This window comes from Leuconostoc sp. JNUCC 76 (assembly GCF_053667755.1).
On the sequence record NZ_CM132206.1, the window covers coordinates 1,535,252 to 1,556,141 of the forward strand.

General features: G+C 38.1%; 22 protein-coding genes and 1 tRNA gene. 7 read left to right on the forward strand and 16 right to left on the reverse strand.

The genetic code is table 11. The features are described 5' to 3' along the window. Positions 1–130: 130 nt before the first annotated feature. The 5 genes from brnQ to JNUCC76_RS07745 all read right to left on the reverse strand — a co-directional run bounded on the left by brnQ (position 131) and on the right by JNUCC76_RS07745 (position 3,918). Entirely contained in the window at positions 131–1,483 is a 1,353-nt protein-coding gene (brnQ, locus tag JNUCC76_RS07725; protein WP_454153861.1) for a branched-chain amino acid transport system II carrier protein, read from the reverse strand. Between the two features lie 369 nt (positions 1,484–1,852). Beyond that, a complete protein-coding gene (rplT, locus tag JNUCC76_RS07730) occupies positions 1,853–2,272 on the reverse strand; it encodes a 50S ribosomal protein L20 (RefSeq protein WP_454153862.1) in 420 nt (139 codons plus the stop codon). A 44-nt stretch (positions 2,273–2,316) separates the two neighbouring features. Then, the gene (gene rpmI, locus JNUCC76_RS07735) at positions 2,317–2,514 is read right to left on the reverse strand and encodes a 50S ribosomal protein L35 (protein ID WP_002815120.1); all 198 of its coding nucleotides are present in this window, start codon (positions 2,512–2,514) and stop codon (positions 2,317–2,319) included. A 65-nt stretch (positions 2,515–2,579) separates the two neighbouring features. Then, positions 2,580–3,119 carry a translation initiation factor IF-3 gene (gene infC / locus JNUCC76_RS07740; protein ID WP_050892168.1) on the reverse strand — a complete coding sequence of 180 codons (540 nt, stop codon included), beginning with the start codon at positions 3,117–3,119 and terminating at the stop codon, positions 2,580–2,582. Between the two features lie 148 nt (positions 3,120–3,267). After that, entirely contained in the window at positions 3,268–3,918 is a 651-nt protein-coding gene (locus JNUCC76_RS07745) for a DUF1361 domain-containing protein (protein ID WP_454153863.1), read from the reverse strand. 331 nt (positions 3,919–4,249) lie between these two features. Here JNUCC76_RS07745 and pnuC point away from each other — a divergent pair, with 331 nt between their 5' ends. The 4 genes from pnuC (at position 4,250) to JNUCC76_RS07765 (ending at position 6,688) form a co-directional block, all read left to right on the forward strand. Further along, positions 4,250–5,044 carry a nicotinamide riboside transporter PnuC gene (gene pnuC, locus JNUCC76_RS07750; RefSeq protein WP_454153864.1) on the forward strand — a complete coding sequence of 265 codons (795 nt, stop codon included), beginning with the start codon at positions 4,250–4,252 and terminating at the stop codon, positions 5,042–5,044. A gap of 96 nt (positions 5,045–5,140) precedes the next feature. Further along, positions 5,141–5,314 carry a 50S ribosomal protein L32 gene (rpmF, locus tag JNUCC76_RS07755; RefSeq protein ID WP_002815130.1) on the forward strand — a complete coding sequence of 58 codons (174 nt, stop codon included), beginning with the start codon at positions 5,141–5,143 and terminating at the stop codon, positions 5,312–5,314. A 59-nt stretch (positions 5,315–5,373) separates the two neighbouring features. Beyond that, on the forward strand, positions 5,374–6,006 hold the full coding sequence (locus JNUCC76_RS07760; RefSeq protein ID WP_454153865.1) for a copper homeostasis protein CutC: 633 nt from the start codon (positions 5,374–5,376) through the stop codon (positions 6,004–6,006). A 40-nt stretch (positions 6,007–6,046) separates the two neighbouring features. Beyond that, positions 6,047–6,688, forward strand: a complete 642-nt coding sequence (locus JNUCC76_RS07765) for an NAD-dependent epimerase/dehydratase family protein (protein ID WP_454153866.1) — start codon at positions 6,047–6,049, stop codon at positions 6,686–6,688. A gap of 66 nt (positions 6,689–6,754) precedes the next feature. Here JNUCC76_RS07765 and JNUCC76_RS07770 read toward each other — a convergent pair whose 3' ends face one another. Continuing rightward, complete coding sequence (locus tag JNUCC76_RS07770; RefSeq protein WP_454153867.1) at positions 6,755–7,069, reverse strand: SemiSWEET family transporter; 315 nt, start codon at positions 7,067–7,069, stop codon at positions 6,755–6,757. A gap of 470 nt (positions 7,070–7,539) precedes the next feature. On the opposite strand from JNUCC76_RS07770, the gene JNUCC76_RS07775 reads away from it, so the two are divergent. Both JNUCC76_RS07775 and JNUCC76_RS07780 read left to right on the forward strand, forming a co-directional pair. Next, positions 7,540–9,234, forward strand: coding sequence for an NFACT RNA binding domain-containing protein (locus JNUCC76_RS07775; RefSeq protein WP_454153868.1), 1,695 nt, complete (start codon positions 7,540–7,542; stop codon positions 9,232–9,234). A gap of 93 nt (positions 9,235–9,327) precedes the next feature. Beyond that, entirely contained in the window at positions 9,328–9,495 is a 168-nt protein-coding gene (locus tag JNUCC76_RS07780) for a phosphoketolase family protein (RefSeq protein WP_454156550.1), read from the forward strand. 170 nt (positions 9,496–9,665) lie between these two features. Here the strand turns inward: JNUCC76_RS07780 and argF are convergent, their stop codons facing one another. From argF to serC, 8 genes are all read right to left on the reverse strand, one after another. After that, positions 9,666–10,682, reverse strand: coding sequence for an ornithine carbamoyltransferase (gene argF, locus JNUCC76_RS07785; protein WP_454153869.1), 1,017 nt, complete (start codon positions 10,680–10,682; stop codon positions 9,666–9,668). Continuing rightward, on the reverse strand, positions 10,682–12,064 hold the full coding sequence (gene argH / locus JNUCC76_RS07790) for an argininosuccinate lyase (protein WP_454153870.1): 1,383 nt from the start codon (positions 12,062–12,064) through the stop codon (positions 10,682–10,684). Before argH ends, argF begins: the two co-directional genes overlap by 1 nt. 55 nt (positions 12,065–12,119) lie before the next feature. Next, a complete protein-coding gene (locus tag JNUCC76_RS07795) occupies positions 12,120–13,346 on the reverse strand; it encodes an argininosuccinate synthase (RefSeq protein WP_454153871.1) in 1,227 nt (408 codons plus the stop codon). Positions 13,347–13,535: 189 nt separating this feature from the next. After that, positions 13,536–14,819, reverse strand: coding sequence for an adenylosuccinate synthase (locus tag JNUCC76_RS07800; RefSeq protein ID WP_072613940.1), 1,284 nt, complete (start codon positions 14,817–14,819; stop codon positions 13,536–13,538). Between the two features lie 349 nt (positions 14,820–15,168). Next, positions 15,169–15,891: a YebC/PmpR family DNA-binding transcriptional regulator gene (locus JNUCC76_RS07805; protein ID WP_454153872.1), complete on the reverse strand. Its 723-nt coding sequence runs from the start codon at positions 15,889–15,891 to the stop codon at positions 15,169–15,171. 87 nt (positions 15,892–15,978) lie between these two features. After that, positions 15,979–16,467 carry a phosphatidylglycerophosphatase A family protein gene (locus JNUCC76_RS07810; RefSeq protein ID WP_454153873.1) on the reverse strand — a complete coding sequence of 163 codons (489 nt, stop codon included), beginning with the start codon at positions 16,465–16,467 and terminating at the stop codon, positions 15,979–15,981. 16 nt (positions 16,468–16,483) lie between these two features. After that, on the reverse strand, positions 16,484–17,662 hold the full coding sequence (locus JNUCC76_RS07815) for a 3-phosphoglycerate dehydrogenase family protein (RefSeq protein WP_454153874.1): 1,179 nt from the start codon (positions 17,660–17,662) through the stop codon (positions 16,484–16,486). Further along, positions 17,659–18,747, reverse strand: coding sequence for a 3-phosphoserine/phosphohydroxythreonine transaminase (serC, locus tag JNUCC76_RS07820; RefSeq protein ID WP_454153875.1), 1,089 nt, complete (start codon positions 18,745–18,747; stop codon positions 17,659–17,661). The genes JNUCC76_RS07815 and serC overlap by 4 nt, the downstream gene beginning before the upstream one ends. Positions 18,748–18,986: 239 nt before the next feature. Here serC and JNUCC76_RS07825 point away from each other — a divergent pair. Further along, positions 18,987–19,070: transfer RNA gene (locus JNUCC76_RS07825), tRNA-Leu, on the forward strand. Between the two features lie 41 nt (positions 19,071–19,111). On the opposite strand, the gene pta is transcribed toward JNUCC76_RS07825, so the two are convergent. Together pta and JNUCC76_RS07835 are read right to left on the reverse strand one after the other, a co-directional pair. Then, entirely contained in the window at positions 19,112–20,092 is a 981-nt protein-coding gene (gene pta, locus JNUCC76_RS07830; RefSeq protein ID WP_454153876.1) for a phosphate acetyltransferase, read from the reverse strand. Positions 20,093–20,197: 105 nt separating this feature from the next. Continuing rightward, positions 20,198–20,860 (reverse strand): uracil-DNA glycosylase, encoded by a 663-nt coding sequence (locus JNUCC76_RS07835; RefSeq protein ID WP_454153877.1) that lies wholly within the window; start codon positions 20,858–20,860, stop codon positions 20,198–20,200. Positions 20,861–20,890: the final 30 nt, after the last annotated feature.

Below are 20,890 nucleotides of genomic sequence, written 5' to 3' on the forward strand. Positions count from 1 at the left end.
TCACTAGTTTTTAGTGAAGCCGTGAACACCTTTCCTTCCAATTCATTTTGCTATATAAAAGTATACCAAAAAAATTGACGCCACGGCTAATTTTCTCATAATTTAAACTGATACTAATAACAAATCAATTTTAGTCCAGTACTGTAACTCGTTTGCTATTTGTTAACAAATAGCCACTCACACCAAGAACCGCACCAACAATTGCCGGCACAACCCAACCAAATCCAAGAGCCGCAAACGGTACAAAGTGGTGATAACCATTAACTAAACTTTGGACGTGGCTTGTTGTAGCCAATGGTGAGCTAGCCAAGGCATCAAGGAATGCTGGTACAGTAACAGAAGCAACCACAAAGCGATATACTACTGAAGATTTTTTGACATACTTACTAAAAAGCGATAATAGGATTAAGACCAAGGCAAATGGGTACAGCAACATCAATACAGGCACTGACCAAGCAACAATGTTCGTCAACCCAGCATTAGCTGTAACGAATGATCCAAATGCAATAACACGTAGCCACCACAGGTAACTCACTTTTGGAAATACACGGTGCAAGTCTTGCGCAAATGATACAAACAGCCCCATTGCTGTCGTAAATACAGCTAATGTAACGATTACCCCTGTCAACGCCGTCCCAAAGTTGCCCATATAGTGGCTAACAATTTGAGCAAACGCAGCACCGCCATTATCAGAAGCTTTAAACAAACCTAAGCTAGTAGTACCAACCAAAACCAATACCGCATATAATACAGCTTCAGCTAGGATACTTAACAAACCAGCCTTTGCCAATACCTTAGATACTTGTTGCTTTTGAAAGCCTAATCCTCTAACTGCGTACACAACTGATACTGCTAGAGCTAACAGCGCAATACCGTCCATAGTATTGTAACCGTCCAGAATTCCTTGGAATGCTGCATTACTTTGGTAAGCAGCAGACACCGCTTGATGTGTACTCCCCATTGGCAAAACCAACGACAAAACAAGTACCACCAGTAACAAACCTAAGAAAAGTGGATTAAGATATTTTCCGACCCATTTCAATAACCCCGATTCCTTGACAGTTAGGAAGTAGGCTAAGCCGAAGAACACAGCGGAAAATACTAGCATCACCACACCTTGATATTTAAGTGGTACAAAGGGTGCAATTCCCATTGAAAAAGCTGTCGCTGCTGTACGTGGTGTCCCAAAAAATGGACCAATTGTCAAATGAATAGCTACCAAGAAAACCGTACCAAACCAAGGTGCTACTGGTTTAGCAATATCATAAACGCTTTGACTGTTTGTTAAGCTCACCGCCATCATTGCCAAAAACGGCACGACCGTTCCGGTAATCAAGAAACCGATTGTCGCTGGTAACCAATTACCGCCTGATAATTGTCCCAATTGGATTGGAAAAATCAAATTTCCCGCCCCAAAAAACATCCCAAATATGAGTGATGCCACTAAAACTAATTGTTTCCATGTCAATTTTTTCTCAACCATTATTATTCTCCTATATCTTACGTTTTATTTTCTATAGCTAAATAAGCTATACTTTTAATGGCAACACTGTCATTTTCTCCTCTATTTTATTAAGAAAATAAAAAGACGAGCTACTATGAATCTAGTAGCTCGTCTCTTAAACAATATCAATCAGCTACCTATCACGTTATGTTGCGATAGGCACTAAAAAATGTCAGCACTTATCACTATCTAATGATAATAATGCTGATAATAATTTGTTCAGTTGTTGCTGATTGGTATGTCATGTTATTTTCTCATTTAATTGATAATATTATTAAAACAATTTTTATCCAATTTGTCAACTTTTAATCAAAATAAAAAACGCCATAAGCGTTTTTAGTTTAATGATTAACGTTCAACTGAAACAGTTGTATCAGTTGTAGCCGCTGTACGTGCTTGAACCAAAACGTTGTCAGATGACAATGCTTCTTTTGCTTGGTCAGCCAACTTTGAGAATGTGTCAAAGTCAGAAACAGCGATTTCAGCCAACATCTTACGGTTCAATTCAACACCTGCCAATGTCAAACCGTGCATCAACTTTGAGTATGACAAACCGTTCATGCGTGCTGCTGCGTTGATACGAGCAATCCACAACTTACGGAAGTTACGCTTTGTGTTCTTACGATCACGGTAAGCGTACAAGTAAGACTTGTAAACTTGTTGCTTAGCAACTTTATAATTAATACGACGTTGTCCACGGTAACCCTTGGCCAACTTAACAAACTTTTTACGACGTGCGCGTGACACTGTACCACCCTTAACTCGCATGGGTATTTCCTCCTAGAAATTAAATAATTAGACGTACCTTGAAATTAGAGCGTGCTCAACATCTTAGCGTATGTCTTTACAGTCGTTGAATCCATCATGCGTGTACCACGCAATTGACGACGTTGCTTCTTTGTCTTACCGTGGAAACGGTGTGAAGTATAAGCTGAAGCTGACTTCAATCCACCATTGGCTGTCTTCTTAAAGCGCTTTGCTGATGCGCGGTGTGTCTTCATCTTTGGCATGTGACCAATTCTCCTACTTTACGATTTTTGTTTGTGCTTACGAAAGCAAGCTACTAAACACTTACTTACTTGGCATCGCGTGGTGCCAAGACCAAAAACATTTGGCGGCCGTCCATTTTGGCACGTTGTTCAACCTTGGCGATGTCATTAAGTTCTTCAGCCATACGGTCTAAGACCTCACGACCGATGTCTTGGTGAGTAATCATACGACCACGGAAACGCAAGTTAAGCTTAACCTTGTTCCCTTGTGACAGGAACTTAATTGCTGCTTTCTTACGTGTTTCGAAATCGCCAGAATCAATCACTGGTGACATGCGAACTTCTTTAACTTGAACAATTTTTTGGTTTTTACGTTGTTCTTTTTGCTTCTTTTGAGCTTCGAACTTCGCTTTACCCCAATCCATGATCTTGGCAACTGGAACTTCTGCATTAGCTTGCACCAATACCAAGTCCATGTCTGCATCATTCGCTAACTGTTGTGCGTCACGTGTTGACATTTCTTCTTGCTTACCATCGTGGATAAGCAAAACACGTGGGGCGCGGATATTTTCGTTGACTAAATCAACTTGTCGTGGTTGACGTGCTATTGTCAGGCACCTCCAAATTTATTTTGTGAATCAAGAAGAAAAGTGGGCCAAGAACTTAATCTTTACCCACTTCCACACTTGCAGTACTTTCGTACAACTGTATCTGCCAAGCAATATAGTCACTTGGCGAGAAGCGGGTGCTTCTACTTGTTCAACATCTATTAGTTTACTCTGTTTCCTCATTTTTGTCAACTACATTATGGATAAGGCTGATACCAAAGTGACTGATGACTAGAATGGCAAACTGCACACCGGCAAACAGTATCACAAATGCTAACATGTGCATGCTCGTTGATGACACAACCAATCTTGCCACACGATGTGTTTGTGTAAAAACATCCCAAGAATTCAAACGCAAGAAACGACCAAGATAAATACCGACACTGGCAATTAATGACAAACCAAATATCAGAGCCAATTGTAATATTTCATACCTTCTATTGAAATAATGCTTTAGCATCAGTTCAATACTTAACATCCCCAAAACAACACCCATAAAGACCCCTGCTGCTAACACCGCGTAATTGAAGTATTGCATACGAACAGTAAGTCCGATACCAACATATTGCAAATGAATAAAATCGGTAATCATATACATCGTATTTGGATAAAATAATAGCCACAACAAGCTAAAAATAATTTGGATGGATCGACGTTTACTAATATTTACAATAATGGCAAAATCTAATGGCAACAACGCCAAAAAGATGTTCCAATTCAAGAAAGTAAAATGCGTTGGTGTTAGTAAAACAAACCCAAAAAATAATAATACAATGACATGAATCGCTAAAACACTTGTTATGTCTTGTTTCTTCATATATACCCAACCTCTATAAACAATTTATAAACTATTTTATACGAAATTGTTAATTAACAATCACTCACTATTATTGTAACATGGACGACAATTGTCTTTTAGTTTGAAACTTCAACACAAGCCAAATTTTGTGTTGTACACTCAATTTAAATAGAAAAAAAGGAGAAAAAATGATTCAAAATAAAAAACGAGTTATTGAAAGCAACATTGTATTTATTCATTCTGATTGGTAGTGATTTTATCAAACGAATTCTAATATAATGTATTTTTAATCTCAATCAGAAAGGTGCAGTGCTATCCAACGGATACCTATCACTGCAAGTGTTACGCTATGTCTTCACAAAAAATTACATTTAAAGATTTATTTTCATTCAAGTGGTACGTTCATCAAATGTCTGGCTGGACAAGGACTTCATACATCCTATTAATTTTTGGCTACCTAGTCATTACTTATAGCTCATTCTTTGCCGGCTCTCCCATTAATCATATGACATGGTGGACATTTGTCGCCGCAATTTTAGGATTTACAACAACATTAGCCATCACCAATGCACGACCCTTAAATGGCGTTTTCGGTTTACTTTCTGCTTTAATTTATATCGCGATGGCACTTCAAGCCAATAACCCAGCTGATGCGGTATTACAAACCGTATATATTGTATTGCTTGATATTCCCGTTTTAATCATGCCAAGTTGGGCAATAGATGTTGAAAAGCGAATTCGTTTCATACACGAAACTGATGCTCGTGGTGAAAAGCACGGCAAATCTTTTTGGTATCCTGTTCTGATTGGGTCGGCAATTGTCGCTTTCATTGCAGCTTATCTATTTGAAACACAAGTTTTGCACACACCAAGACCTATTGCCGATTCAGCTGTCTTGGCAACTGGACTCGTTGGTGCCCTGTTAACAACTTTTCGTTTTTCAGAAGCTTTTGCCATGTGGCTTATTCAGGGAGTTGCTCAAGTACTGTTATGGGGGCTGACTGCTGTACATGGCGATGCAAATTGGGTCTTATTCTTAACCTATATGTTATATGTCGGTAACGATTTGATTGGCGTCTTTCAATCTTCATGGTTCCACCATAAGATGTATACTCAAGAAATTATCCAATCTCATGTCAAGTAAATTTCCTTGACATTAATAAACCGTAGCACTTGACAAATATTTAAAACTTCGGTAAACTTGACTAGTTGATAAATTGAAACGAAAGGAGGTGCTCTTATGGCTACCCCATCAAACAAGAATTCAAAGTCTCACAAGCGTAATCGTCGCGGTCACATCGGCTTGAACGTTCCTAACATTGTTTTGGATCAAACAACGGGTGAATATCGCGTTTCACACCGCGTTTCACCTTCTGGTGTTTACAACGGCAAGCAAGTTATTGATAAAAAGTAACAATGACACTCGTTCATAATGAACGGGTTTTTTTGTTTAAAGGCAAAAACTAACTACCTATGATTAAAATAAAAGAAGCCGCGGTTGATTCCGTGCAGGGCGCTCGTGACATGTTATCACGTGGGGCCAATCGTATTGAATTAAATTCACGACTTGATTTAGGTGGCATTACACCTGATACTAAAAAAATTATTGATACATTAGCAATTGCTAATGTATCCCCTGTTGTTATCATGGTTCGCCCACGTGGTGGTGATTTTGAATATAGCAGCAGTGAAGTCGAACAAATGTTGGATAACATGCAAATAATTGCTGATGTTGGCGGTGAGATAGTCACTTTCGGCGCTCTCTCCGCCGATGACCTAGACTTTGATAGCATGTCCATTTTAATTGGTTGCGCTCATAAATTGCATTTACAAGTTGTCATGCATATGGCATTTGATCAAATCGCAAACCATAAACAACAAAATGCGATGAACTGGCTATCTGACCATGGTGTCAAGCGGATACTAACTCATGGTGGTCCACTGTCAGTACCAATTATGCAGTCACTGACCAATTTGCAAACATTAGTCAACAGCGCCCCAGCAAATTTAACCATTTTACCTGGTGGCGGTGTAACAAAGATGAATGCTGAATCCATAGCTAATATTCTAGGCGTTAATGAAGTCCATGGCACACAAATTGTTTAATTTTTAGCACGTCACGATTTTAAAATCAAGGAGAGCTATGATGAATAACAAAAAAATAATTGTTGTTGGTGGAACAGGTTTTGTTGGCCAAGGCATCTTATCAGCTTTGAACAACAAGGGCTTTGAATTACATAGTTTATCACGGCATCAATTCAGCCCCACTGACGCAACTGACCAAGTTACTTACCACGTTGCTGATTTAAATAAGCCTGGGGAATGGCAAGATTTACTCAAAGCAGCGGATTGGGTTATTGATGCTGTAGGAATATTACTGCCCAATCCTTCCAAACATATTAATTACCAAAATAGTAGCGTTCAGCCTGCACAAAGACTCTTGGATGTTCTTGCGACAACGAAACAAACTAAATTTTTGTTTATTTCCGCCAATGCAACACCTTTCTTTTTAAATGCCTATTTGCAGGCCAAATTAACCGTAGAACACTCGGCTAAATCTCTATTAAACGACCGAGCTTATAATGTTTATCCTGGTATTGTCTATGATAAATCAAGAATTTATTCTTATATTCCCGCTATTATTCTTGTAACCCTACAACACATCCCTGGATTAAAATTTTTACAGCGATATCGTCCAGTAAGTCGCAAAACCTTTGCTATTGAAGTTGAAAATATTTTAAATGGCAAAAAAAGCGCACTAATACAACGAAATATAAAAATGAAATAAGTACTAAAAAAGCGTTTGACTAAATGATTTAGTCAAACGCTTTTTATTATCTATAACATGATTTTTTTAATGAATATAGACCGTTACTACCGTAACTACACCGAAAACTACACCTGGTATATTAGCCAGAATCACAGGCCAATCCTTGTAAGTTTTTAGCCAGCCATAAGTCACCCACAAAGTTGCATTGACAGTGGCGCACAGAGGTTGAAGTACAGATACGGGATTTCCGGATAGATTAGCTGTAATCTGTGGAATATAAGAAATATACATCAAACAACAAAATACTACCGCTACCTTACTTAACAGTTTCAGAAATCTAATTCTCTCTTGACTAACTTCTTTTTTTGACTCTTTCGGGACGTAATTGTCGTAATTCATTGGGTTCCTTTCATATGTGAATACAATGATTTCATTATAACATTATGTGATTTTTATGTAAAATACGCCATAAATTCTGCTTTTTATTTTATAATGATAATGTAAGTGCCAAAATGATTCACCAGCAATTATTTCCTGAACTACGCGAATCACAGCATATCATGGGTGTACCTACAATGATTATCAATAAATAGCGATAATATTATTTTTGGTAGCCAATCACTGGAAGAAATCGTTTCCGCCATTGAGACAAGCAACCCGTTGCCTGTTCACTGATTTAAATAAAAAAAGCAAACTACTCTAGGTTAAGTAGTTTGCTTTTTTTTATGCATACAAATATTAGAAGTGAGTCAACTCCTCTATTATTACGTGATACAATTAAAGAATGATAAATTAAACAAATAAAACGTTTGTAACAATGATATAAATATTTTCTCGAATGCAGCAAATGATAAAAGGAAGTACACAGAATGCCCTTAGATGGACTATTTACGCACGCGATTGTGCATGAACTAAATGATTTAATTACAGGTGGCCGCATCACCAAGGTTCACCAACCTTATCCAAATGAAATTGTACTTGTAGTCCGTAATAATGGGCAGAATTATCCGCTACTGTTGAGTGCCCATCCCAGCTACGCACGAGCCCAAATCACACGTATTCCCTACGAAAACCCGCAAACTGCACCAAACTTCGTCATGTTTTTACGACGCTATTTAGAAGGCGCTAAACTACAAAAAATTGAGCAAGTTGAAAATGATCGTATCATTAATTTTTACGTTAATGCACGTAATGAATTAGGGGATATACAAGAAATTCGGTTAACCTTAGAGATGATGGGACGCCACTCAAACCTATTTTTAGTTCGTGAAAGTGATGCCCGTATCCTAGAACTAATTAAACATGTTCCCGCCGACCAAAATCGTGTCCGTTCTTTGATTCCTGGTGCAACTTATGTTTTGCCTCCTGCCCAGAATTTGAAGAATCCGTTTACTGCAGGGCTAGATGGTTTAGCTCAAATGATTCTAGATACCCCTTTCGAAGAATGGCCTAAATACATTCAAAAAACGTATCAGGGATTTGGAAGAGAATCCGCGGAAGCATTGGCTCGAGCAATTAATCAGACAGGTGATCAATTAGCACATGCGCGTGAATGGTTAGCTCATTTTGACCATCTCACCCCCACACTTTTCACTTCAAAAGATGGTTCTCTTAGCTACTCTGCCTTTGACTGGTTGCAAGACAGCATGTCACAGGAAGAATTTCCAACGTTAGGCACCATGCTTGATGCCTATTACATCGGAAAAGCTGAACGAGAGCGTGTCAACCAACAAGCCGGTACCCTCGTTCGAGTTGTTAAAAACGAATTGAAAAAAAATACGGCTAAGCGAAAAAAATTATTAAAAACGCTTGAAGACGCTGAAAACGCTGATGAGTTAAAAGTCAAAGGCGATTTGCTAATTACTTATCCTCACCTCGTTCAAAAAGGAATGAAAAGCGTATCTATTGAAAATTATTATGACAATAATAATTTACTAGAAATTCCCCTAGATCCTAAACTAAACGGTCTGAAAAATGCTGAAAAATATTTCAACAAATACCGTAAATTACGTACGGCCGTAGATTTTGTTAATGAGCAAATTGCGTTGACCGATGCAGAAATTGACTATTTTAATAATATTGTCGCACAATTAGATGTTGCATCTCCAAAGGACGTAGAAGATATCCGTCTCGAATTAACCGCTGAGGGATACATTCGCGCCAATAAGAAAAATAAACAAAAACCAAAGGTATCAAAACCTGATAAATTTGAAAGTTCCGATGGTACGTTGATTGAAGTTGGTAAAAACAACTTGCAAAACGAAAGACTTTCATTAAAACAAGCTGATCGTCGAGATATTTGGTTACATGTCCAAAAAATACCAGGATCACACGTTATTATTCATGATTCTAATCCTTCAGATACAACGCTTATTGAAGCAGCAAAGCTCGCTGCTTACTTCAGCAAGGCTCGTGAATCTGCCAATGTTCCCGTCGATTATTTACCCGCCGGAAAACTGCGCAAACCGAATGGTTCAAAGCCAGGTTTTGTTATTTTTGAAAGACAGCAAACACTATATGTTACGCCCGATGCTGGTTTAGTTTCAAAGCTGAAAATAAAATAATAAAAAGACCAAAACAACTGCTTTGGTCTTTTTTCTTTTCACGAAAAATTTATTTTCGCAAATATCACATTACTTATATACGTTACACCAATAATTGAGTCTGTTTTCTTCAAACGACACAATTGTCACTCAGCAGTTCATGGTTACCAAGAAATGGATAATATTACAACAACATTTGATAGGCGTGTTCTTAACAAAATTGATCAATTTAATTTAATTAAAACTGCTATTAATCTAATCTCATACAAGAATCACCAATAAGATCGACCAATACGTTGCGTATACTAGGTCAAAGGAATTGGACTTGCCCGAAGTAGAAGATTGGCACTGGCAATCACTCAAGTGACCTATTTCTGTTATTTCATTAGAGAATCAAACCGACATACAAAAAGGATCCTAATTATTTAGAATCCTTTTCCCTTTTGCTATTTTTAATTCAGTTCAGGAATAAACATATTTCCTAAAGTTGCTGCCATGACAGCTTTAATTGTATGTAGACGGTTTTCTGCTTGCTCAAATTGATGTGCATATGAAGCATGAAAGACTTCATCAGTAATTTCCATCTCTTTAATACCAAACTTATCATAAATATCTTGCGACATCTTAGTGTTCAAATCATGAAATGCTGGTAAATCATGTAACACAATCACCTGTTCATTGTTTGTTTTTTCGACTAATGTTGCGTTAATTTGATAAGGTGATAATAACTTTATTCTTTCTGCAAACGTATCTTCTTCCCCCATCGAAGCCCACACATCCGTGTACAAAACGTCAACACCATCTACGCCAGCATCAATGTCATCTGTAACAAGCAATTTTGCGCCCGATTCATCAGCTTTCTGATTGGCTATATTTAGAATTTCTTCACTTGGTTGCAAACTTTTTGGGGAAACAATATGCACATTAACACCTAATATTGCCCCTGTTACCAACAGAGAATTAGCAACGTTATTTCGACCATCACCCATATAGGCTAAGGTAACACCCGCTATGTGGCCTAGTTGTTCCTTAATAGTAAGAAAATCAGCTAACATTTGCGTTGGATGCCAATCATCTGTCAGCCCATTCCAAACTGGCACGCCACTGTAAGTGGCTAATCCTTCCACTGTAGCTTGTGAAAATCCGCGATATTCAATTGCATCGTACATGCTCCCAAAGACCTTTGCCGTATCTTCTAGGGATTCTTTTTTGCCAAATTGAATATCGTTTTTACCTAGAAACTCCGGATGAGCGCCTAAGTCATTTGCAGCAACGGTAAAAGAAGAACGCGTACGCGTTGAAGTTTTTTCAAACAACAAGGCAATATTTTTGCCCTCTAAATACTTATGGGGGATATTATTTTGCTTCAAATATTTAAAATGTGCTGCTAAATCAATGAGCGTTTCTAACTCTTTTTTTGTAAAATCAATTTCTTTAAGAAAAGATTTCCCTTGAAAATGTGAATGCATTACCTTACCTCCAAAATCTTTTTATTTCTTACAATTTCTTTTTTAACATTCTCAACAGCTGTACCGCCCAACGAAGTGCGTCGGTTAACTGCTGTTTCAGACTGTAGTTTGTCATAAATGTCTTCTTCTATTTGTGGGGCTACGGCTTGTAAATCAGACAGAGACATTTTTTGTAGTGGCGTTTTTGATTGAATACCAGTCAAAACTAATTGTCCCACAATTGCGTGAGCTTCACGGAATGGTACACCTTTAGTGGCCAAGTAATCCGCTAATTCAGTCGCATTTGAAAAATCATCTTGTGTTGTAGCCAGCATACGTTCTTCATGGACCGTCAAGCCACTTAGCATACCCGTAAACACCTTAACAGAGGCTAGAACCGTATCCATAATATCAAAGACCTGCTCTTTATCCTCTTGCATATCTTTGTTGTAGGCCAGTGGTAATGACTTCATCGTTGTCAACAAACCCATTAATGCCCCATAACTTCTTCCTGTTTTTCCACGAACTAATTCAGCAAAATCAGCATTCTTTTTTTGTGGCATAATTGACGAGCCGGTTGAAAAATCATCTGATAGTTCAATGTAATTAAATTCGTAAGTTGACCACAAAATTAGTTCTTCTGCCATTCTAGATAGATGCATCATTAATATAGCAGCGTTTGACAAGAATTCTAAAGCAAAATCACGATCTGACACAGCATCTAATGAGTTGTGATAAATACTGTCAAAGCCTAGTTCTGAAGCAACAAATTCACGGTCAATCGGGAAAGTTGTCCCAGCTAATGCTGCTGCTCCTAACGGCAAAATATCTGTATGCTTTTGGTTAAATTCGAAACGTTCATAGTCACGTTGAAACATTTCAAAGTAAGCAAGAAGATAATGGCCATAAGTTATTGGCTGTGCATGTTGCAAATGCGTATAACCAGACATAATGGTTCCTGCATGAGTTGTCGCCAAAGTTAACAACTCCTCTTGCAATTCAGTTAGAGATTCTAGCACATGGGGCAAACGATGCTTGACCCATAAATGAAAATCAGTGGCCACTTGGTCATTACGAGAACGAGCAGTATGCAATTTTCCTGCCACCGGGCCTATTTTTTCGGTCAATAATGATTCGATATTCATATGAATATCTTCGTTTTTAACGTCAAACTCAATTTTTCCAGCGATAAGTTCTTCATTGATGATTTTCAAACCAGCAACGATTTTTTCTGATTCTTCCGGACTGATAATGCCTTGTTTGCCAAGCATTTTCGCATGTGCTATCGAACCTTCAATATCTTCAGCTGCCATTTTTTGATCAAAGTGAATTGAAGCACCAAATTCATCTACCCATTCTGCAGCTTTAGCAGTAAAACGACCACCCCATAATTTATCACTCATATTATTCATTACTCCCTTTATTGCTATCTATGTACACGAGCTAGGCTCGTATTTTTTATTTCACTGTGTTCTTTTTTGCTTGTGAATGGACATGGTTGACTTGTTCATAAACCGTATTACTTAGTGTCCACAATTTGATAAAGCCTACCGCAGATGCTTGGTCAAATGATGATGATGATGTATATGTTGCCAAATCTTCATCGTATAGTGAGTTGTGTTCAGATTGACGGGCAACCGCAGTGGCATTACCCTTAAACAACTTCATCTTAACCACACCATTGACATTTTGTTGTGTACTATCAATAAAGGCCATTAAACTATCAAACAATGGTGATACCCACTTCGCTTCATAAACCAAATTAGCTAGCTGTTGTTCCACAATTGGCTTGAAATGAGCAACATCACGTTCTAGTGTCAAATCTTCCAAATCCTTATGTGCTGTCATCAGTACAGCTGCAGCTGGTGCTTCATAAATTTCACGTGACTTAATACCAACCAAACGATTTTCAATATGATCGATACGGCCAATACCATGCTTTCCAGCAAGCTCATTAACCGCCACAATGAGCTTTTCTAATGACAATACTTCGCCATTAAGTGCGACTGGCACACCAGCTTCGAAAGTAACATCAATAAATTCCGGTATATCCGGCGCATCTTCAATTGCAGTGGTTAATGCAAAAGCATCTTCCGGCGCTTGGTTCCATGGATTTTCTAAGATACCAGCTTCATTGGCACGTCCCCATAAGTTCTCATCAATTGAGTATGGTGAATCTAAATCAATAGGTACCGGAACATCGTGTTCTTGTGCATATTGAATCTCTTCTTCACGTGACCACTGGAAATCACGGATGGGTGCTTCAATCTTCATGTCAGGGTCTAATGCATGAATCGCGGCTTCAAAACGTACTTGATCGTTACCATGACCCGTTGAGCCATGCGCAATAGCAATGGCATCATTTTCATGTGCGATATCAACTAACTTTTTGATGATTAATGGACGAGACAAGGCTGATACCATTGGATACTCGCCTTCATACATCATGTTAGCTTTAATAACTGGTGCAACATATTTATCTGCAAATTCAGCTTTTGCATCAATAACGATTGATTGTTTAGCACCAACTTTTAAGGCTTTTGCTTGAATTTCATTTAAATTCTTGCCATGTTGCCCAACATCCAAAACAACTGCAATAACATCGTACCCTTTATCCTTTAACCAAGGAATGGCTACTGAAGTATCTAAACCGCCGGAGTATGCTAATACTAATGTGTCTGTCATAATTTTGCCCTCATCAATTTTTCTTTAGCTATTCGATGATTATATATTAACTCCGTTTGGTTAAATATGCAATAATATTTCGTTTATATACAGTATAAAAGTGAATATATGCTAATTTATTGTATATTTAATAAAATAAAGCAGATAAGATGAATTTAGTCATCTTATCTGCTTTTTTAGTTATAATTTTTATTCCCAAACTGGGCGCAGTAAATGTGTCTGTTCTGGCTTAGGACCAACAGCGAAACTTAATAGATCAACTTCCAATAATTCAGAAATTCTATTCAAATAGTTCTGTGCATTAACTGGTAAGTCTTCAAACTTTGTGACACCAGTAATATCTTCTTCCCAACCAGGCAATGTCTCAAAATTAACATCTAGTCCTTGGAACCAAGTATCTGATGCTGGGAAATGATGAATTTCTTCACCTTTATAAGTATATGATGTTGCAATCTTCACTTCTTTTAACCCAGATAAAACATCTAATGAATTAATAGCCAGTTTCGTTAAGCCAGATACTTGCACTGCATGACGCAATGCAACAACATCTAACCAGCCAATTCGGCGTGGACGCTTTGTTACAACACCGTATTCATGACCAATTTCACGAATATGGTCTGCTGTATCATTAAACAATTCTGTTGGGAATGGTCCTGAACCAACGCGTGATGTATAAGCTTTAATAACACCCACAACATCTTGAATTTGCTTTGGTCCCACACCCGCGCCATTCATAACGCCACCAGCAGTGGGATTTGAACTGGTAACAAATGGGTATGTGCCGTGGTCCACGTCTAACATGACCCCTTGGGCTCCTTCGAAAACCACACGTTTGTTTTCTTTCATTTGTTGACCAAGTAAGTAAGATGTGTCAGTGACATATGGTGCTAATTGACGACCATATTCAACATATTTATCATATATTTCATTATAGTCAAGCGCTTCTTCACCATATAATTTGGTCAGTTGTGCATTTTTAAATGGTAAGTACTCTTTTAATAACTTGCCGAAAATTTCTGGATCAATCAAATCAGCAACACGAATACCAACACGTGAAATTTTATCTGTATAAGCTGGGCCGATACCCTTTTTTGTTGTACCAATACGATTATTTGATGCTGTTTCAGATGCTTTGTCTAATGCGATATGATAAGGCATAATCACATGCGCACGATTTGAGATAATCAAATTTTCAACTGTAACACCTTGAGACTCAACTTCTTTAATTTCAGCTAATAGTGCTTCTGGATTAATAACCACACCATTACCGATGATTGCAAGTTGACCCTTCGTAACGATTCCTGATGGCAATGCCGATAACTCAAATTTTGTATCACCATGCCAAATTGTGTGTCCTGCGTTATTACCACCTTGATAACGCACTACTGCGTCCGCATGCTCTGCGAAAAAGTCAACAATCTTACCTTTTCCTTCATCACCCCATTGCGAACCAACGACAATTACACCAGACATATATTTTCTCCTATAACATCAATAGCTGCTTTCAGACGGGATAGGCTTGTCGGAGAAAACCAGCCATTATTAAAAAATAATAACTAATCTGTTTGCACCTATCTGTGAGTGTCCCTCTATTAATATTGTTTTTTTAGTAAAAAACGAACATTAAATGCGTTAAACGTTTTTTACTTATCCATTTTACCATATTTATAGATTTTATTTTAAGAATATTTCTAATTTTTTCTAACATTTATTGATTATAGATTAGTTTATTGCTTTTTCATTTAAATAAAAAGGACATCATTTGTCCTTTTTAAATAGTATTTTACATAAAAAAATACATCAACTGATGTATTTAATGACGTTAGTCCGCTGTCGTATAAACTGCCAAAACGTCTTCGTTTTCTTCTAGTTCATCTACTAACTTATCAAGCTTTTCACGGTCTTCTTCAGAAATGTCCATGGGATTTTGAGCAATCATTGTCACTTCTGCTTCTTCAAACACATAACCAGCTTCAGTCAAAGACGATTCAACTGATTGAAAATCAGCTGGTTCCGTATAAATTTCAAATACATCATCAGATGTTTGAACGTCTTCCGCACCAGCTTCTAATGCAGCTTCTAATACCGTATCTTCATCCAAATCTGGGAATGCGCTACGGTCAATAGCCAAGTACCCCCGACGATCAAATTGGAATGCAACTGAACCAGAGGTTCCTAATGCACCACCAGCATGCTTAAATGAATTACGAACACTCGATACTGTACGATTGATATTGTCTGTAGACGCCTCAACTAGAACAGCCACGCCAGCAGTACCATAACCCTCATAGGTTACTTCTTCGAATTTGGCACCATTGGCACCTGATGCTTTATCTAAAGCACGTTGAATATTTTCCTTTGGCATGTTAGCAGCCTTGGCTTTTTCAACAACTAGACGTAACGATGCGTTCATATCTGGATCAGCACCGCCAGCCTTTGCAGCAACATATAAGTCGTGCGCTATCTTTTGAAAAATTTTTCCACGCTTAGCATCTTGGGCGTTTTTACGACCTTGAATGTTATGCCATTTACTGTGTCCTGACATTGTGTCATCTCCTTGAAATTAATGAATAACGATTCTATTTTAACAAAAAATAGCCATTCTTACCAGTATGTCACAATTCAGGAAATCCTAGTATTGATTTCCGCCCAATAATTCTAAATACGACATTGCTGAACTAGCAATTAAAGCTGCCAAGATATCGTCCAAATAAACATTAATACTGTCTGTTTTGTCATTAATTTCACCAATTAACCCTGGTTTTAAGTCATCTAGCAAACCATAATGTACAGTTGCGGCAGCAGAAAATTGTTGTGTTATCGCAATCGCCAAAATTTCATCGACATTATGACCATTGGCATCGCGTTGCAGGCGTGCTTTTAAGGGTTGGTCATCGGGCATAACTTCTGCTTGTTCATCAAGGTATATCGCGGTCAAAATAATATCAGCTACTTCATCTTTGTAAAGAACATGTGCAATAGATTTGGCCAATACTTCTTCATTAATGGTATCTTTGTATTTGTCACTCAAAAATGTACGTGTGCCTTCGGCGATATCATCGGTGGTCACACCTCGACGTGCAAGCGTTGCAATTGCTGATTCTTGTAATTCTTTAGTCATTTCGGTTTGTCCTTTTTTATATTCTTGGGTTAACATAGCGACGAGTTAAGATAACGTGTGGAATTTCATCTAAAGCCGTTTTCACCAACTCTTGCTGTTCTTCAGTAAAGTCGTTAATCGCCACCATTGTATAGGCATAATTCCCAACAGCACGATTACTTAGCTGTTCAATGTTGATGTTATGATCACCAAAGAACTTTGAAATTTGTCCCAACATATTCGGCACGTTTTCGTGAATAATACCAACACGATACTTGGTCGTGAATGGTTCATTAATATCTGGATAATTAACTGAATTTACAATATTTCCTGTTGTTAAATACTCATCCAGTTGACGTGCAGCCATCAAAGCGCTGGTGTCCTCTGCTTCAATAGTTGATCCACCAATATGTGGCGTAATAATAACCTTAGGATTGTCAAACAAAACACTGTCAGCAAAATCAGTGATATAGACACGTAACTGATCATTATCCAACGCTTCTTTTGCAGCTTCATCATCAACAATACCGCCTCTTGACAAATTGAGCAATGCAGCCGTTGGCTTCATCAGATGCAATTTATCAGCATCAATGAAATAACGATTTTTCTCTTCTAATGGAATATGAACAGTCACATAGTCGGCTTGTTCTAATACTTCCTCAACACTTCTTGCATGAACAATATGACGATCGACACGCCAAGCTGTATTGGCATTTAACCCAGGATCATAGCCAATAACATCCATATCAAGAGCTAAAGCTGTATTAGCAACCTTTGATCCAACGTTTCCTAAACCAATAACACCCAGTTTCTTTCCTGCTAGTTCTGTGCCACGATAGCCACCTTTATTTGACTCTGTGCGCAAAGACACATCCCCGCCTCGTGTATCATTAGCAAATCGTATAGCACCGACTACTGGTCGTGCTGCTAAAACTAGCGATGCAATTGTTAGTTCTTTCACGGCATTTGCGTTCCCACCAGGGGTATTAAAAATAGCAATACCACGTTTTGATAATTCCTCAACAGGAATATTATTAAAGCCGGCACCTGCACGAACAATGGCACGAACATTATCATCGATTGGTTCATCATGTAAATTTTGTGAACGCAACAAGATGCCTTTTGGCGCATCATTACCGTTAATGTCGTAGTGATGTTTTTTCAAATAGTCTAGTCCTTTAGAACTAATAGCGTTATAAGTTTTAATATTTGTCATTTGTAATTATTTTCTGCTTTCTTCAAAAATGTAATTAAAGCATCAACAGCTTCAATAGGTTGTGCATTGTATAATGAAGCACGGAAACCGCCAACCGACCGATGGCCACTTAAATTAAATAAACCTTCTTTAGTTGCGTCTTTGGCTATTGCTTGATCTCGTTCTAAGTCTGCTGTAGTAAAGACAACATTTGTCAGTGAACGTGCCGATTCATCAACCAATGCGTGATAAAACGTAGAGTTATCTAGGTAATCATACAATTTTGAAGACTTCTCAATATTTTGCGCATACATACTGTCAACACCACCCTGCTCTTGTACCCACTCAAGTACTAAGTTCAGTGCGTAAATCGAAAATACTGGCGGTGTATTATACATTGAATGTTTGTCCAGATAGTTTTGATAACGCAACATTGAACCTACATTTTCAATATTTTGTTCTTTTAACCAATCCTTTTTGACTATAGCAACCGTAACACCAGCTGGCCCAAGGTTCTTTTGCGCCCCCGCAAAAATTGCATCAAAATCATTGACATCATATGGCTCTGCCAAAATATTTGAACTCATATCCGCTGTTAATCGACCAACGGTTTTAGGCAAAATCGATTGGTGGTAGGTAGCACCCTCAATTGTATTATTGGTCGTTAAATGTAGATAATCATACTCATCGGCGTTGAAATCTGTAGATAGCATAGGTAAATGATGATAATGATCCACTTTGGAGCTATCCAAAATTGTTGCTTGCTTACCAATCGCAACGGCAGCCTTTGCGGCTTTGGCAGCAAAGTTACCAGAATCTAATACAGCAATTTTTTTCTTATTATTAGCAAAATTTAATGGCAACATTTCAAATTGCGTAGATCCCCCACCTTGAATAAATGCAACACCATAATCATCTGATATATTCATCAAATCACGCAAACGTTCTTCGGCGCTGTTAATAATTTCTTCAAATTGACTGGATCGATGAGAGATCTCTATGATGGACATGTGCGTGAATTCATTTTTGATGAATTCATTTTTAATTTTAGTCAAAACTGGCGTTGGTAGAACACCTGGACCAGCAGAAAAATTGTAGTTTGTCATTAAAATACCTTTCAATATACAAAAAGACAACACAAGTATATAAACTCATGTTGTCCGTCATTTCTACGTTATCTGTACGCAAAGAATCCCGATCACATGAATGGTCGGGTGGAGGACGATGTTTGATTAAAGATTGACTTGTTCATGATACATCCCTATTTCTTTGAATAATTTAATAGTACTATACCAGAAAAATTTGTCAACCCTCACTTTTTCAGGTATAATAAAAAAGTTGAACTGCGGATATGGCGGAACTGGCAGACGCGTACCGTTCAGGTCGGTATGGTGGCAACACCGTGCAGGTTCGATTCCTGTTATCCGCATAAAAAAGACTTAACTTTTCAGTTAGGTCTTTTTTGTATACTTATAATGCTTGTGCAGCGGTAATAATAGCTACTTTATAAACATCCTCTTCATTGGCTCCTCGCGATAAGTCAGAAACAGGCTTTGCTAAGCCTTGTAAAATAGGTCCAATCGCCTCAAACCCACCCAAGCGTTGTGCAATCTTATAGCCAATATTACCTGCTTCTAAACTTGGGAAGATAAATGTATTCGCTTTACCTGCAACTTTTGAATCAGGCGCCTTTGCAGCAGCAACAGATTCAACAAACGCAGCATCAAACTGTAACTCTCCATCAATTGAGTCCGCCAGTTCAGGTGCTAACTTCTTAGCCAACGCAGTAGCCGTTGCTACCTTATCAACCAAGGGTGATTTCGCGGAGCCCTTAGTTGAAAATGAAAGCATCGCAACTTTCGGTTCAATATCAAACACTTGAGCTGTGTGGGCTGATTGTATTGCAATTTCAGCCATCGTGTTCGAATCAATGTCAATGTTAATGGCAGCGTCCGCAAATACATAACGCTCTTCACCTTTTTGCATAATGAATGCACCAGAGATACGTGATGAGCCAGGCGCCGTTTTAATAATCTGCAACGCAGGACGAACTGTATCACCAGTTGGATGTACTGCGCCTGACACCATGCCGTCAGCTTTACCTGTATAAACCAGCATTGTCCCAAAATAGTTAACATTTTGTAGCCATTTTGCAGCTGTCTCAGCGTCTGTTTTTCCCTTGCGTCTCTCAACAAGTGTCGCATTTAATTTTGCCAATTCATTCTTATCATATGAAGCAGGATCAATCGTCTCTATGTTCGACAAATCAAAGTTATGGGCTTGGGCAGTTTTTGAAATTTCCTGTGCATCCCCCAATAATATTGGTTCGACCAAATTATCAGCTGCTAATCTGATAGCTGCGCCCTGGATACGGGGATCTTCACCTTCCGGAAATACAATTGTCTTATTTTGACCGGTAATTTTATTTTTTAATTGCTCAAAAAGTTCCATAAATTCCTCCAAATTCGCTGCTACGAATTAATTATTTACAATTTAATTGTAACAGACAACTACACAAAAGTCTGTGTATTTAGTAATATTTGTGAATTTATTCACTCATTTCAACCAATCAATAGGTTGTCGCCCCTTAGCAACTAAAAAGTGATTTGCTTTTGAGAATGGTTGACTTCCAAAAAAACCACGGTAAGCTGATAGTGGGCTTGGATGTGCACTCATTAAAACGAGATGCTTAGACTCATCAATAAATTGACGTTTCGATTGAGCAAATTTCCCCCACAAAATAAAAACTTTCGGTGCATCATCTTCAGAAGCAATTTGAATCAAACTATCCGTCAACGGCTCCCAAATTTTCCCTTGATGCGCATTAGCCTGCCCTTCTGGAACTGTTAACACAGCATTTAGTAGCAATACACCTTGTGTGGACCAGCTGGTTAAATCATGAAATTGACGAGACCCAACATCTGTCGAAAGCTCTTTTAAAATATTCTGTAAGGAAGGTGGTGCTGGAACGTTTTCAGGAACTGAGAAGCTCAATCCTTGGGCCTGACCAATATTGTGATATGGATCTTGCCCCATGATAACCACTTTCGTCTCAGGCAAAGGTGTCTTCTCAAGAGCAGCAAATATATTTTTTTGCTGTGGAAAAATATGAGCGTCTTCCCGGTAGGTTGATTGAATAAACTGCGCAACTTGTTTTAAATACTCAGGATTTAACTTAGCCTTAACAGCTGGTGCCCAAGTTGTATGTGATAATGGCATTTTTTTCTTCTTTCGTGATAAACTTGTAAT

Excerpts from the sequence above, each read along its gene's own strand:
- brnQ (WP_454153861.1), bottom strand. The coding sequence starts at position 1,483 with ATGGTTGAGAAAAAATTGACATGGAAACAATTAGTTTTAGTGGCATCA.
- rplT (WP_454153862.1), bottom strand. The coding sequence starts at position 2,272 with ATGCGAGTTAAGGGTGGTACAGTGTCACGCGCACGTCGTAAAAAGTTT.
- rpmI (WP_002815120.1), bottom strand. The coding sequence starts at position 2,514 with ATGCCAAAGATGAAGACACACCGCGCATCAGCAAAGCGCTTTAAGAAG.
- JNUCC76_RS07745 (WP_454153863.1), bottom strand. The coding sequence starts at position 3,918 with ATGAAGAAACAAGACATAACAAGTGTTTTAGCGATTCATGTCATTGTA.
- pnuC (WP_454153864.1), top strand. The coding sequence starts at position 4,250 with ATGTCTTCACAAAAAATTACATTTAAAGATTTATTTTCATTCAAGTGG.
- rpmF (WP_002815130.1), top strand. The coding sequence starts at position 5,141 with ATGGCTACCCCATCAAACAAGAATTCAAAGTCTCACAAGCGTAATCGT.
- JNUCC76_RS07760 (WP_454153865.1), top strand. The coding sequence starts at position 5,374 with ATGATTAAAATAAAAGAAGCCGCGGTTGATTCCGTGCAGGGCGCTCGT.
- JNUCC76_RS07765 (WP_454153866.1), top strand. The coding sequence starts at position 6,047 with ATGAATAACAAAAAAATAATTGTTGTTGGTGGAACAGGTTTTGTTGGC.
- JNUCC76_RS07770 (WP_454153867.1), bottom strand. The coding sequence starts at position 7,069 with ATGAATTACGACAATTACGTCCCGAAAGAGTCAAAAAAAGAAGTTAGT.
- JNUCC76_RS07775 (WP_454153868.1), top strand. The coding sequence starts at position 7,540 with ATGCCCTTAGATGGACTATTTACGCACGCGATTGTGCATGAACTAAAT.
- argF (WP_454153869.1), bottom strand. The coding sequence starts at position 10,682 with ATGCATTCACATTTTCAAGGGAAATCTTTTCTTAAAGAAATTGATTTT.
- argH (WP_454153870.1), bottom strand. The coding sequence starts at position 12,064 with ATGAGTGATAAATTATGGGGTGGTCGTTTTACTGCTAAAGCTGCAGAA.
- JNUCC76_RS07795 (WP_454153871.1), bottom strand. The coding sequence starts at position 13,346 with ATGACAGACACATTAGTATTAGCATACTCCGGCGGTTTAGATACTTCA.
- JNUCC76_RS07800 (WP_072613940.1), bottom strand. The coding sequence starts at position 14,819 with ATGTCTGGTGTAATTGTCGTTGGTTCGCAATGGGGTGATGAAGGAAAA.
- JNUCC76_RS07805 (WP_454153872.1), bottom strand. The coding sequence starts at position 15,891 with ATGTCAGGACACAGTAAATGGCATAACATTCAAGGTCGTAAAAACGCC.
- JNUCC76_RS07810 (WP_454153873.1), bottom strand. The coding sequence starts at position 16,467 with ATGACTAAAGAATTACAAGAATCAGCAATTGCAACGCTTGCACGTCGA.
- JNUCC76_RS07815 (WP_454153874.1), bottom strand. The coding sequence starts at position 17,662 with ATGACAAATATTAAAACTTATAACGCTATTAGTTCTAAAGGACTAGAC.
- serC (WP_454153875.1), bottom strand. The coding sequence starts at position 18,747 with ATGACAAACTACAATTTTTCTGCTGGTCCAGGTGTTCTACCAACGCCA.
- pta (WP_454153876.1), bottom strand. The coding sequence starts at position 20,092 with ATGGAACTTTTTGAGCAATTAAAAAATAAAATTACCGGTCAAAATAAG.
- JNUCC76_RS07835 (WP_454153877.1), bottom strand. The coding sequence starts at position 20,860 with ATGCCATTATCACATACAACTTGGGCACCAGCTGTTAAGGCTAAGTTA.